The sequence below is a fragment of the Rhizobium sophoriradicis genome (assembly GCF_025200795.1).
GTDB lineage: Bacteria > Pseudomonadota > Alphaproteobacteria > Rhizobiales > Rhizobiaceae > Rhizobium > Rhizobium sophoriradicis.
The window spans coordinates 41,269-53,232 of record NZ_CP104156.1 but is presented as its reverse complement, the minus strand read 5'-3'; the positions used below and the strand labels follow the sequence as shown (position 1 = coordinate 53,232).

General features: G+C 58.1%; 12 protein-coding genes and 8 pseudogenes. 10 read left to right on the top strand and 10 right to left on the bottom strand.

Annotated elements, in window-relative coordinates; all coding sequences use genetic code 11:
* The first annotated feature begins 16 nt into the window (after positions 1-16).
* Complete coding sequence (locus tag N2597_RS31075) at positions 17-409, top strand: hypothetical protein (RefSeq protein ID WP_004674379.1); 393 nt, start codon at positions 17-19, stop codon at positions 407-409.
* 77 nt (positions 410-486) lie between these two features.
* Here the strand turns inward: N2597_RS31075 and N2597_RS31070 are convergent.
* The 4 genes and pseudogenes from N2597_RS31070 to N2597_RS31055 all read right to left on the bottom strand — a co-directional run.
* Positions 487-1,154: pseudogene (locus N2597_RS31070) on the bottom strand (transposase domain-containing protein); the annotation flags it as partial.
* A 47-nt stretch (positions 1,155-1,201) separates the two neighbouring features.
* Positions 1,202-1,489, bottom strand: a complete 288-nt coding sequence (locus tag N2597_RS31065) for a hypothetical protein (RefSeq protein WP_008534161.1) — start codon at positions 1,487-1,489, stop codon at positions 1,202-1,204.
* 326 nt (positions 1,490-1,815) lie between these two features.
* A pseudogene (gene tnpB / locus N2597_RS31060) lies at positions 1,816-2,055 on the bottom strand (IS66 family insertion sequence element accessory protein TnpB); the annotation flags it as partial.
* Positions 2,056-2,267: 212 nt separating this feature from the next.
* Positions 2,268-2,735, bottom strand: a complete 468-nt coding sequence (locus N2597_RS31055) for an avidin/streptavidin family protein (RefSeq protein WP_004674376.1) — start codon at positions 2,733-2,735, stop codon at positions 2,268-2,270.
* A 195-nt stretch (positions 2,736-2,930) separates the two neighbouring features.
* Here N2597_RS31055 and N2597_RS33765 point away from each other — a divergent pair.
* The 6 genes and pseudogenes from N2597_RS33765 to N2597_RS31025 all read left to right on the top strand — a co-directional run.
* Positions 2,931-3,104 (top strand): annotated as a pseudogene (locus N2597_RS33765) (transposase domain-containing protein); the annotation flags it as partial.
* A 242-nt stretch (positions 3,105-3,346) separates the two neighbouring features.
* Positions 3,347-3,952, top strand: a complete 606-nt coding sequence (locus N2597_RS31045; RefSeq protein WP_237353339.1) for an FAD binding domain-containing protein — start codon at positions 3,347-3,349, stop codon at positions 3,950-3,952.
* 186 nt (positions 3,953-4,138) lie between these two features.
* The gene (locus N2597_RS31040) at positions 4,139-4,423 is read left to right on the top strand and encodes a (2Fe-2S)-binding protein (RefSeq protein WP_004674373.1); all 285 of its coding nucleotides are present in this window, start codon (positions 4,139-4,141) and stop codon (positions 4,421-4,423) included.
* On the top strand, positions 4,420-5,181 hold the full coding sequence (locus tag N2597_RS31035; protein ID WP_004674371.1) for an N-acyl homoserine lactonase family protein: 762 nt from the start codon (positions 4,420-4,422) through the stop codon (positions 5,179-5,181). The genes N2597_RS31040 and N2597_RS31035 overlap by 4 nt, the downstream gene beginning before the upstream one ends.
* A pseudogene (locus tag N2597_RS31030) lies at positions 5,178-5,502 on the top strand (xanthine dehydrogenase family protein molybdopterin-binding subunit); the annotation flags it as partial. The gene N2597_RS31035 and the pseudogene N2597_RS31030, both read left to right, overlap by 4 nt.
* A gap of 190 nt (positions 5,503-5,692) precedes the next feature.
* Positions 5,693-6,081: pseudogene (locus tag N2597_RS31025) on the top strand (transposase); the annotation flags it as partial.
* On the opposite strand, the gene N2597_RS31020 reads toward N2597_RS31025, so the two are convergent.
* The 6 genes and pseudogenes from N2597_RS31020 to N2597_RS30995 form a co-directional block, all read right to left on the bottom strand.
* Positions 6,032-6,352: a hypothetical protein gene (locus N2597_RS31020; protein WP_008534157.1), complete on the bottom strand. Its 321-nt coding sequence runs from the start codon at positions 6,350-6,352 to the stop codon at positions 6,032-6,034. The pseudogene N2597_RS31025 and the gene N2597_RS31020 overlap by 50 nt on opposite strands.
* A 321-nt stretch (positions 6,353-6,673) precedes the next feature.
* On the bottom strand, positions 6,674-6,817 hold the full coding sequence (locus tag N2597_RS31015; protein ID WP_164517822.1) for a hypothetical protein: 144 nt from the start codon (positions 6,815-6,817) through the stop codon (positions 6,674-6,676).
* A 39-nt stretch (positions 6,818-6,856) separates the two neighbouring features.
* Positions 6,857-7,114: a BON domain-containing protein gene (locus tag N2597_RS31010; protein ID WP_029875514.1), complete on the bottom strand. Its 258-nt coding sequence runs from the start codon at positions 7,112-7,114 to the stop codon at positions 6,857-6,859.
* A gap of 52 nt (positions 7,115-7,166) precedes the next feature.
* On the bottom strand, positions 7,167-8,261 hold the full coding sequence (locus N2597_RS31005) for a nucleotidyltransferase family protein (RefSeq protein WP_012489416.1): 1,095 nt from the start codon (positions 8,259-8,261) through the stop codon (positions 7,167-7,169).
* A 135-nt stretch (positions 8,262-8,396) separates the two neighbouring features.
* Positions 8,397-8,950: pseudogene (locus N2597_RS31000) on the bottom strand (hypothetical protein).
* 129 nt (positions 8,951-9,079) lie between these two features.
* On the bottom strand, positions 9,080-9,754 hold the full coding sequence (locus N2597_RS30995) for a transcriptional regulator (protein WP_012489415.1): 675 nt from the start codon (positions 9,752-9,754) through the stop codon (positions 9,080-9,082).
* A 624-nt stretch (positions 9,755-10,378) separates the two neighbouring features.
* On the opposite strand from N2597_RS30995, the pseudogene N2597_RS30990 reads away from it, so the two are divergent.
* From N2597_RS30990 to N2597_RS30980, 3 genes and pseudogenes are all read left to right on the top strand, one after another.
* A pseudogene (locus N2597_RS30990) lies at positions 10,379-10,486 on the top strand (hypothetical protein); the annotation flags it as partial.
* Between the two features lie 192 nt (positions 10,487-10,678).
* Positions 10,679-10,869, top strand: a pseudogene (locus N2597_RS30985) (ATP dependent DNA ligase); the annotation flags it as partial.
* 505 nt (positions 10,870-11,374) lie between these two features.
* Entirely contained in the window at positions 11,375-11,848 is a 474-nt protein-coding gene (locus N2597_RS30980) for a helix-turn-helix domain-containing protein (protein ID WP_041684019.1), read from the top strand.
* Positions 11,849-11,964: the final 116 nt, after the last annotated feature.

Below are 11,964 nucleotides of genomic sequence, written 5' to 3'. Positions count from 1 at the left end.
GCCATTGGGAGGAACTATGAGCTTCACTGGCACTTGGAGTTATCGCAGCCTGATCAACAATCCCGATTTATCGGTTGATTTCAATGCACTGGAATTTGGCCAGGGAACGCTGGTGCTGACCGAGTTGGCTCGGCGCAAGGTCGGCGGAACCATTGGTGGGCCCGGGTGGTCGCTGGAATTGACCGGTACGGTGCGTCCGGGAGACCCTGTCGAGCTGCAATTCACTGGAAAGGGCGATGTGGCCGGCGAGACCTGGATCTACAGCTATCGCGGCTACATCGTGCCGAACTGGCCGAATGGCGTCGATCAAAGGGACGCCATTGTCGGTAGCATCGTCCGCGACGTCCCGCATTCGCATGGGGTCGCCGCAGCCGGCTACGTTGCCTCCTGGTATGCCGTGCGACAGTGATGCTCCAGCATTTGCCGCAGCTCGAAGACATTCGGATCAACATTCACCGGCCAGGGTCTGGGTCGACGGACCGATGCCTCACATTTGAACCGCGTGCTCTGGCGGTTCAGCGGGATGTGCTGCCCGAACTTGTCGAACACGATCGTCGCCAGCAACTGAGGGCCGATGAAGCCGCGCGGGCGTCGCATGGAACGGTGCGGGAGCCTGACTGATCGCCTCGCAATCGCGGCAGGTAAATTTCTCGCGCACCGTCTCGATCACCTTGAATCGGCGCGGGATATCCTCCAGCGTTTCCGTCACATCCTCGCCCAGCTTCGACAGCCGCGAGCCGCCACAGCAGGCACATGCCGTCGGCGCTTCGATGACGATGCGTGCGCGCTCGACGTCTTTGGGCGACGCCTTGCGCACTGGACGCTTGCGGGCGAAGGCGCGCACGGACTGCGTTCTGGCCGCGGCCTCTTGGACGCTCAGTTCGTCCTCGGCGGCCTACGCCACGAGCTCTTCGAGCTGCAAATTCCAACTGATCGATCAGCCGCTGCGTGCGCTCGCGGCGCGGCCCGTGCTTCTCGCGCTCCAGCTTGCCGATCAGCAACTGCAAATGCACGTTGAGCGCCTCAATGCTCGACAGCCGCGCCTTCGCGTTGGCCGCGTCCGCCTCAGCTTGCAGCCGCGCAGCACGTTCGGCCAGCAGCGCCGGATGAGCGCTGGCAAGGTCCGATGGCAGGGTAAGCGGCGGCAATGTCATAACGACATTGAATCAGATTTCTCAACAATCTCAATGCAAAAATTGAGTCAAACCCGGCTGGGGCGCCAGGTTTCCTGCCGTGCGCGCCAGTCAATTCCCTCCAGCGACAACGCATGTTGATGCCCCTCCTGGTGAGGCTGAATGATTCTCAGATCGAGTTGATGAATGGTACGGTTGCGAAGGTCGCGAACCGCGTTGACGACCGCTGGGGAATTTTGGAACAAATATGCTCCGGTTGATTGCTGGTCGATGAGCAGGCGCTTCCGCCTGATTTGAACGTAAATCCAATTGACGGGAATATCGAGCCTGGCGGCAAGTTGTACGGCGCTGAGCAAACTAGGTTCGTGTGTCCATCTGTTGCGCTGTGCCTTTACCTAGATGCCCGCTGCAAGGCGGAGGCGTTGCACAGTGATTGGCAAAACCTTCTCCTCACAATTGGGCGAATGGTGTCCTTCGCGCGTCAGTATTTCAGGCTTCGACATATCCCTGTGTCGCAGACACGGGTATCAGCAAGGTCGATCCACCACGATGTTCAACCTCATACGACGGCGCGAAGTTGCCGCCTCTACGTCCCACCTCACGCATCACATTAAAGGAGCGTCCAAATAACGGATGGCTCGGATCCAGCACCTCGATCTTGTCCGGTGATGATTCGTCAGACTCACAAGCAGGGATATTTCTGTAGACCTTCGAGCAGATAACCGAGCTGCGCCGGTGTGATCACCACCGTGCCGTCAGCGGCTGACGGCCAGATGAAGCGGCCGCGCTCCAGCTTCTTCGTGAACAGACAAGCGCCCTGGCCGTCACGCTAGATAAACCTTCCTCGCTCCAATTTTTTCGTGAACAGGCAGGCCCCCTGGCCATCGTGCCAAACGACCTTGATCAGATCGCCGCGTTTGCCCCAAGGCGGCGCATCCTCGGATGCTTACTTTTGTCCGGAAAGCTTGCCGTTTTGGCCGCATTGAACTCATCAAATAAGGATTTGCGCCGCGCGGACGAGCACGCGGCGCTTTTATTCGGCAGGGAAAGCAGCTTCGTCTAAGCCTTTGGCCATATTCGATGAATTCTTGCTCCACAATCTCTGACGGGCCAGCGCCGGCAGGGCAGAGGAGATTAATCCTTCAAGAGGCTTTTGTTCTCAGTCGTCGGCACGTACTGGAAAGTGTCTTGTCCTTGCTCAATGGCCGGACCGGAGCCGCCTTCGTAAGCGAGGTTCCAGCTCGTGACTATCTCAGTGTTGTTGCCGTTGACCTGTGCGTAGCCGGTCCATCCGGTTGCGGAATTGCAGTTCTCCGTCGAATTGTTCCAGCCGACCGAAAATGCGATGAACGTCCCGTTTACCCTTCCTGTTAGCGGATAGGGCGAGTTCTGGCATCCGGTGCCCTGGGCTCTGTTTACATATTGGCCGGAGACATTTCCGAACGAGTCGACTTGAATGATCATCGTCGAGCCGGACTGGTTCTGCCAACTGCTGGAAGCCGATGCGATGCTTGAAAAATCCTTGAAGTTGCTTGCATCGAAAGCAAGAGCTGAGGTTGCTACAGCAAACACAAGTGCTGCAACTGCATTAGTACGGATCATGGTTTTTCCTCCTGATGTGCGCCGACCGTCGGCGATCGTACCGAAGGTTGCATATAAACTCGTAATAATCAATCAATCCGAGTAGCAATTTCCCGGGTTGAGAAAACCGAAAGACGGGCCGCGCGTTGCGTGGCGCGGCCCGAGAACGAGCATCAGGAGTGAAGACTTACACGATGCAAATTACGAACGGGATAGCGCAACGCTAATATCTTGACCATCATTGGAACGGACAAACTGCATGGCCGCAACCCCGAGAGCTACCTCACGGACGTCCTAACCCAGATCAAAGATTAACCGGTAGATAGGCTTGAAGACCTGTTGCCGTGGAATATGCTTCCGACGGTCTCCACTGCGCAAAAGGCCGCCTGATGGCTCGTTCGATGCATATCTGCACGATCGAAGACGTGGCCACCATGACCGGCGAGAACCTCGAACTGCTCAGAGAGATCGTATCCATCCGAGCAGGGCCGCGGGATTTTGGGCGCCGCGCGTAGTAACGTCGGTTCATGGAGATCGGATCGAACTGCACGGAGATCGGGTGAGAATCGGCGCCGACGGTACGCCATCACTTGACCGCGACAGACCCGATCATCCGCCAACACTTGCCGATCGTGCATGAGGCGATGCATCACGTCACCCATATGACCGTGCGCAACCGCGGCACCTTCGGCGGCAGCGTCGCGCATGCGGATCCAGCGACCGAGATGCCGATGATGACACGGTTCCTCGGTGGGACGGTCATCGCCTCCTCTCAGCGCGGCAGACGCGAAATACCTGCAGCCGATTTTTTTGTCGGATCGCTGGTCAACTCGTTGGAACCGGACGAGTTTGTAATTCGCGTCGAGCTCGACGCGATGAGACCGGATGCCGGATGGGGATTTGAGGAGTTTGCAAAACGCCACGGGGACTTCGCACTCGCTTGCTTTGCGACGACGCTGCATTGTGTAGATGGCAGGGCGTCTGACGTTCGCGTTGGCATGATGGGCGTTGGTGAAACCCCGCTGCGGCTTGAAGAGATCGAGGGCATCATCGAGGGGACGGATGTTTCCGAGCCGGCTCTCGATACGGTGGCGGATCGCCTGGCTGGAATCCTCACGCCCAACACGGATATCCATGCCTCTGCAGATTACCGCAGGCATCTCTCAGGCGTCCTTGCCAAACGGGCCCGTCGCGCCGCCTGGAGCCGCGCGAACCACGAAAGGCTTCAAGCAAGATGAGTGAGAAGACGATCACCGTCAGCGTCAACGAAGCGTATATGACGCGCACGATCGAAGCACGAACGCTGCTGAGCCACTTCCTGCGCCAGGATCCTTTGCCTGACCGGAACCCATGTCGGGTGCGAACATGGCGTTTGCGGTGCCTGCACCGTCATTCTCGATGGAAGGAGCGCACGCTCCTGTCTGATGCTTGCAGTGCAGGCAGACGGAAGCGAAATCGAAACCATGGCCAGGGAAGCGTCGATACTCGGACGAATCCAAGAAGCGTTCCGCCAGCATCATGGCCTGCAATGCGAATTTGTAGGCCCAGTTTCATCGTTGGCGATCATCGACCTTCTTCGCCACCATCCGCTGGAAACCGATGATAAGATCAGGGAAGCGCTCTCAGGAAACATCTGTCGTTGTACGGGCTATGAAAACATCGTCAACGCCGTCCGCGAACTGGCTAGCAAGAGAGGACCTTTAAGATGAAGATGCATTTTCTCGAGGCCGGCCGCCTTCGTATGCGCCGGTCCATCTACGTCCCTGGGGCGCTGAAGGAAGAAGCGATTGAATTGCCGGTTCACGCCACCCTGATGCGCCATCCCCAAGGCAACGCGCTGTTCGATAGCGGATGCAATCCAGAGGCCGCCATCGATCCAGGCGCGCGATGGGGTGGGTTAAGCAAGGTTATGACCCCGATCTTTTCGCCAGAGCGGACGGTCGTTCATCAGTTGAAGACTCTTGCTCTCGATCCCGAGGACATAGATGTTGTGATCTGTTCACATCTGCATCCCGATCATTGCGGCTGCAACGCGTACTTTCGGCGCGCAACGATCCTCTGCCACGAAGCGGAGGCGCAGGCCGCCACGGCAAGCGGTGCAGAAAATCAAGGCTATCTTCGAGGAGAATGGGACCAGCCCCAGGGTTTCCAGACCTTCAATGCCGAGCATGACGTCTTTGGCGACGGGCGCATCGTCTTGCTGCCCATGCCGGGTCATACCCCCGGAATGACCGTCGCCCGTGTCGAGCTGGAAAAAGATGGTTCATTTATACTCGCTTCAGATGCTGCCCCGCTCCAGGCGAGCGTCGACACCGGTATCGCTCCGAGAAATACTTGGAACATCGAACTCGCCGCAGAGGCACTCGCTCGCCTGAAAGCTCTTCGGGAGCGGGGAGCTTCTATCATTTTCGGCCACGACGACGCGCAATGGCAAGAGTTGCGAAAGGGTGTGGAGTTCTACGAATGAGCCAGCAGGACCATTCCGTCGAGCTGCGGCCCAAACTTGTCGGCAAGCGGGACAAGCGCACCGAAGATCCACGTCTGCTGACGGGTGTTGGTCAGTATGTCGATGACATGGCGCCGCGGTATGTTGCATATCGCATTGCGACGCTCCGACCAGCCACATGCCCGAATCCTGAACATCGATGTCGGCGATGCGTTCTCGGTGCCCGGCGTCGTCGCGATCTATAACGCGAGCGACCTGGAAGGAGAGATCAAACCTGCCATACCGACCTCGCGTATGCCTGGTTATTACGCCACCCCCATATGGCCACTTGCACGCGGGAAAAGGTGGCCGTTCTATCGGATCGTGTCCCAGTACGTGGCGTAGGTGACGGTAGGGAGTAAAGCCGAGCGCCCGCGCGCTTCTCGTTGCGCTGTAGCGGGTGATCGGCTTTGCGGGCGGCCATCAGTGTTTTTCCGCTAGGGTCGGGTTGTTCAAGACCAACCTGACGGAAAGATCACCGAGGACCAATGACATGATGAACGTGCGCTCCCTTGTTGAGAAGAGTGCCGATGCAGATTTGTTGCGTGAGATGATCGGTCTTGCTGCCGAGCGGCTGATGGAGCTGGAAGTAGGCTCGGCTACGGGTGCAGACTTCGGTGTGAAGAACTCGATGCGGCTCGCACAACGCAATGGCTACCGTGACATCGGGAGACGCGGGCTGGCACCGTCGAGCTTCGCATTCCGAAGCTGCGCAAAGGCAGCTACTTTCCGAGCTTCCTTGAACCGCGCCGCATGGCAGAGAAAGCTCTGACGGCCGTTATCCAGGAAGCGTATATCCAGGGAATCTCGACTCGTTCTGTCGACGACTTGGTCAAGGCCATGGGTATGAGCGGCATCTCCAAAAGCCAGGTGAGCAGCCTAACATCGGGACGAACGCAATCTGCGGGGCGAAGGTGGCTGCGACGGCCATCCTCATCAGCGGCTGGAGATAGATCAGATAACCGCCCACGGTGACAAGGATGCCGATCTGGAGTAGCGGCTCGGAGATGCTGGTCCCAACGAAACTGCCCACCGGTTCCGCTTCCGCAAAGACGATCGACAGCTCAACCCCCTCGAGCGTGGATTCCGATGGCGGCGTCTCGGCCCGATGCAGAACGCGCGCCCCGAGCCAAAGCGTGCTTTTTTCGCCCACCCAGCTTCTTTAGAGGTTGGAGGTGAATTTATCGCGCCCTTCAACACTGCGACCGCGAGATAGAGGGAGACGAGAAAGAGAAGAGACCGGTATGACGCTTGCTCGGTCGCCTCATTGACGATCCGGCGCTGGAGTTCGAGAGGCGCCGCGCCGATAACGAAAAGAGCCAGGGACAGCCCTGCGACCAACGCCTGATGACGCCTTCCCATCAGCCAGATGAAGCCGAATAGTTCGGAGAGCATCGAATCCGTCGCGCCATTTGCGGGACGCGGCCGGACAATTAAATCCTGGAGGGCCAGATGTTCATCGCGCACTCACGGGTCAGAGAGAGCGCTCGACGCGCCCGGTTCGGGAGTCGTCGGATGGCCTCACCAGTAGGACGCTCACGACCGTCCCCACCATGAGGATCAGGATGACGAGGAGAAACCTCGACGCGACGGCGTCTGCGATGACCCTGACAAACATGACGGAAACTCCAGGGACGATTTCATAGTTTGAGAGAGCTCACCATGCGGTAGCCAGGGTGATGTTGTTTACCACGCCGCCGACGCCGCGGATGCTTTCCGCCGCCACCCTGGCCGCCGAGCATTCCAGCTCCGTCTCGACCTCTCCCCTCAGGGTCACTGCCCCGTCGGAGACGGTCGCATTGACGATGGGGAACCTTATTTCGAACTCGGTTTCCAGGCGGCCACGAACGGCCGTCCCTAGGGCCTCGTCGCCGGAAGCAGTACACTGCCGTCGAACATCGAGAAGCGCTCGCATCATTGTCTTCACGACTTCGAATCAAATCAACTGCTTAGCCTTGAAAGACGGCCTATTCTCCAAACGGAAGTTCAATTTCTTCGCCGTTTCTTTTTCCGCCCTCGGTCAGGACCGTGTTGAGCCGCTCGGCATCTTGTGCTGGCAGCATTCCCGCCCCGGTTCGAATACCTTCTCGCCATGTAGGCCCGCGCCTCCATGCTTCGTTGTAGACGAGCGCCAAGTCGGTAGATCGCCTTGTCTGCTGCAGCGCTTCGAAGAGCAGCGCAGCTTGTCGGATGTCCTTCTCACGCTTCGCCGGCCCCTGCCCGTCCGTGTTTCGGCGGCTGGCGACTATTAGCTTGTGGACGGCATACCGGGACGGATCAGGGACGACGACCGGAACACCGCTTCGGTGGAGCAGCATTGTCCTGACGGGTTCCCTTATGAGGAAGTCGAGAAAGCGCAGTGGATCCGCGCTGGCGCCACCAAGAGCGGGCATCTTCGCCGGCTGATCGATGTAGTCATCCGAACCACGGTTCGACGTCAGGAACTCAACCCTGTAGCCGTCGGCATTCTGAAACGCTGACGAGACCGCGGCTCCCGATCGATGTGGAACTGGACGAAAGCTGGCGTCGACGCCCTGCAGCAACTCAAGGATCGGAGGCAGACTATCTTCGACCTCCCGACTGATGGCATAGTCCTGGGCGATGTCAGCATCGCCGGTCAGGATCGCAGCCATGGGAAGACGGACACCGAGCAGTCCTGAATAGCACTGAAAGGCCACCGTGCCTATGAGAATACCCCGGAGCCGAAAGAGACCGCCATCGGCAAGAGCCTCGACGATATCGCCCGACATGGCGTCAGGGGCGATCATCCCGCCTTCGCGGGTCAGGGTATTTACCAAGCGCCTGCGAGCGCGTAGATCGTCCTTGTCCCGCTTATGATCAGCTACGCGCTGTGCGATAACCGGATCATCAGCGGAACCGACGTAACGACGTTTCGTACCACCATGTCCATCCGGGATGTCGAAATACCAGTACTTGCGCCCCTTGATGTTTGCCGGGGTGAACCGACCCTCCGGAGGGAAATCGGCCGTCCAAGCGGCGTCGAGCGAGCGCTGACCGAGCTCAGCGAGCATCGTCTGATACATGAGGTCGATGGACTTCATAGCTCGACTCCAGGGTTATACTGTTTTTCAAAAACAGTATAACGGTCGTGAGGATAGGTCGCAAGATAGGATGCCGCCTCTATCGCCTTGAAAGGACACCTGCAACAAGCTTAAAAGGCAGGCAGCGCGTCACGCTCATCGTTCAAACCGCTCCAGCATTTTTCTCAACTGCGCGTTTTGCAACGTTAGCTTTCTGGCCAGCTGATCCCTGAGCATCCTGATCTCGTCATCGAGGCTCATCCCGTTTGCAGTTTGGATAAATTGGGGATCGTTTGCAATCGCCACCGCTTCCTTGCTGCGGCTCCTTTGCTCGCGCGGTGCGACTCGGCAATTCGCTTGAGCCTAGCGGCATCATTCGCAGCGGTGACGTCGAAACCAGTACCACCTGATATAGCGGGATCAGCGACCTCCACGATTTCGGCAACTTCGCCGTCGACCTTGTCGTGGACATCGCTTTCGGCTTCTTCGGAATGCACAGGCTTGAGGGAAATTGCACCGGGTTGACCGTGACGAGGTAGCTCCGCGCCTGCCGGCCGACCATCGCTATTCAGGCTGTCCTCGGCAGGCGTTTCAGTCGGACCAGAACTAGGCAACGCCTCCGGCGAAACCTTCTCGGTCGAGCCGTTTTTTCGCTTTTGTTCGCGTCCCGGTGAGACCAGTCGGGCAAGAAATTTCCAGGGAGACGCCATCTATCCGACCTCGCGTTTTATCCCGCAAGCAGGCAGTAAGTCTTTATTCCGGCAACAGCATCCGCCGCCGCCAAAATGTATGTCTCGACAAGCACAGAAATGCGGCCGGCGATTGACCGGCTGCTTATATCAATCGAGCTTGAGCCGTTTGCGCAGATCGGCATTTTCAGCGCGAAGTTTTTCAGCCAGAAGCTTGCGCAGCCGCTGATTTTCCTCTTCTAACTGCAGGAGGTCCGCCATTTCATCGATCGCTGTCGTCGGCGCGGCCGAGGCTGTCTGCACCGCCTTCGGAGCACGGCGCACAGGTGCGCGTTTGGCGCTCGCCGCAGCTTCGATCACCTTTGTCTTGCGCCCTCTCCTCTTCACACCACCGGCGCCGGCCAGAGCAGCTGCTGGCTCTGCCGTAGTGTCAGCTGACGCGGTTTCGAGTGCCGCGGCTTTCTTGGCCCTGGGTTTGCGCTGTTTCTTCGGCGTAATTGGCGTTTCGACAACGGCCGGCACATCGGCACTGGTTGCAGTATCAGTCTCGTCGGCCATGCTTATCTCCTGTGCATCTGATGCAGTTGTCGACGGCTCAAGAGGCGGTGTCAACAACGACTCAGCCTGATCTGGTTTTGGTAGAGAAATTTCGCTGTCGGATTTGCCACTCTGAGAGCTATCCGACAGAAACGGCATTGCCTCTTCGTCTAGGTCGCGAGCGACGGACTTTAGGTCCACGTTGCCCCAGATCGAGTTCGACCTAGTATCGAGTTTTCGTCTGCCGCTTTTGTACTCGACGGCAAAACTGCGTTGCACTTTTTTCAATATAAAAGGCCTTGAAGATTCACGGGATGATTTGGTGATGGGGTGGTATATCCGAAATAACGATTACCGGACTGCCCGTCTATAGCCACGCTCAAATGTCCACCTCACCTTTCCAGGAGCAGAATTCGTGGCCAGTCGAATGGGGGATGAGACGGGTGAGGCTACATTGGCCCTGAACGAAGTCAAACCGTACTGATTCAAAAGTTGCACGTGGGCAACTTATCGGCGAGCTTCCTTGTTGTGCATCGCCGGAGTCTTAAAAGATTTTCCGCCAACCCCGACGCGGTCTATGTAGCGCATCCAGAGCGCCGGCGTTGCCAGCGCGCACGGGCGAAGGCCCGATCGATCGGCACCACCGTCGTCACGCATGAACTGCCGAACCCTCAATCGAAGAAGCAATGCGCCTGTCAACCTTGTCTTTCTTTGCTCGCCTGCCGGGCCAGTTCCCTTCGATCCATTATGCGATCTTCCTCGGCACCACAATCGGCGTGGTGACGAAGCTGATAAGGAAATGTCGCTGGGCCGGCACAGTGTTGTATCTTCAAATATGGAAGCCAAGATCGTTGCGACCCCTTGGGCAGAAGTGGGGCGGAGATCGACCATGATCGTCCCGTACCGCGAGGAATGCCGCCAGCTCCAATCATCGATGCCCATAACCCGCGGATTTCCGACGAAGCCATTGAGAAATGGGAAAGTAAGCCGCTTTACACCTTCGCCGGAGACAAGAAGCCCGGCGATATGACCGGCGATGGCGTCGGCGGCGTTCGCTTGTCGGATATCGTCCCGCCGAGCAGCCGCCCAGAGCGGCGAGGCCATTACCCTGACGCCTTCTGCGCCGCGCTCATCAATTCCACAGCCGATGGGTTTTTATGCGCCGGCACAGATTGTGTGATGCGAGAGCACACAGCGTCGAGGTTCGGTCGGTCTGCATCAACGGGCTTCAAGGAAGCCGAGGCCATCCGATTGCGGAAGATGCTGGACAAGCTGCGCTGGAAGCGAAAGCAGCCGCCCCTGCCCTATTCCTGAAGTGCGGCTATTGTCTGGGTCGAGCCGACCCTGGTCGCCGAGAGCGAGTTTCCTGGACAGCTGATGGGAAACTTCGCCATCCATCCTAACAAGCGGAGGTGGCGCCTAAGGTGAAATACGCCGACTTCAACCAGATCACCCCGCAGCAAAAAGGTTCCGACGACCCTTCCGGCCATTGCGTACGGACCCAGAACAGATCGTTAGCCTGCGGCTGACGCCATTCGTTCGGCCGCGGCTCACACAGCGCCACTTGGCGTATTCAAAAGCGCCGAGGCTCTTCGTGCAGCGTTGGAAGAGCGAAGCCATTGAATCTTGTGAAGCATTCGGTTGCGCGGCGGGCGGATTTCAACTAGGTTTCGCAGCGAGGCAGTACGCGCTGCCTTGGGGTGTGGAAACCCCTACAAGCGGTTGGTGTCGGCCGATTCGACACCACACTCCTTGACCTTCGGTCGAGGAGCCTGTGGCGTATGTCCAGGTTCCTCGGAACTAAAGGCCACAGGACCGTCTTGTACGGTTTCCAACTCCCCGATCAGTGGGTTTAGCGAGTTTTCAGCGGGGGCGCACCGCGTGAAACTCTCCATCGGGGTGTCCACCATGAAGCGCTATGCAGCAGCACAGGTCCGGACTTCGAGGCCTGCGCAAGCCGAACAGTCGAATTTAGCGCGCGAGTTGGTGCATCCAGTTGATCGGCATGTCGGACAGCAAATCCGTATCCGCCGAATGCAGTCGAATGTATCCCTAGGGGATCTCGGCGCCGGCATCGGGGTCAGTTTGCAGCAGGTACAAAAATATGAAAGCGGCAAGAACCGCGTCAGCGCTTCGATGCTCTACGAGCTTGCCAATTGCCTCAAGATCCCTGTTTCGAGGTTTTTCGAAGGCCTTCCAGATCCCGAAACCACTCAGGGCCAGCAAATCATAACAGAGATCGATGAGAAGATTGCCTACATTTCCACGGCGGAGGGACGGCGTCTGATAGACGACGTTTTGCTCCTTTCCCCGCGTGTGCGCAGCCGGGTCGTTGCCCTCGTCAGCTCGATTGTCGATGAAGAGATGGAAGAACAGAAGTAAGCATCCGAGAGGGCCACTCAGGCGGCTTGATCTGTCGGTGGCGTAAGAGGTATTTGTGGAACTTCAGTGGCTCAGCCGTGGCTGGGTAGGTTCGATTGGCAGCAGTCCGTCTGTGG

What these genes read in the sequence shown, in the direction of transcription:
- N2597_RS31075 (WP_004674379.1), top strand. Translation starts at nt 17, where the DNA reads ATGAGCTTCACTGGCACTTGGAGTTATCGCAGCCTGATCAACAATCCC.
- N2597_RS31055 (WP_004674376.1), bottom strand. Translation starts at nt 2,735, where the DNA reads ATGATCCGTACTAATGCAGTTGCAGCACTTGTGTTTGCTGTAGCAACC.
- N2597_RS31040 (WP_004674373.1), top strand. Translation starts at nt 4,139, where the DNA reads ATGCTTGCAGTGCAGGCAGACGGAAGCGAAATCGAAACCATGGCCAGG.
- N2597_RS31035 (WP_004674371.1), top strand. Translation starts at nt 4,420, where the DNA reads ATGAAGATGCATTTTCTCGAGGCCGGCCGCCTTCGTATGCGCCGGTCC.
- N2597_RS31015 (WP_164517822.1), bottom strand. Translation starts at nt 6,817, where the DNA reads ATGTTTGTCAGGGTCATCGCAGACGCCGTCGCGTCGAGGTTTCTCCTC.
- N2597_RS31010 (WP_029875514.1), bottom strand. Translation starts at nt 7,114, where the DNA reads ATGCGAGCGCTTCTCGATGTTCGACGGCAGTGTACTGCTTCCGGCGAC.
- N2597_RS31005 (WP_012489416.1), bottom strand. Translation starts at nt 8,261, where the DNA reads ATGAAGTCCATCGACCTCATGTATCAGACGATGCTCGCTGAGCTCGGT.
- N2597_RS30980 (WP_041684019.1), top strand. Translation starts at nt 11,375, where the DNA reads ATGAAGCGCTATGCAGCAGCACAGGTCCGGACTTCGAGGCCTGCGCAA.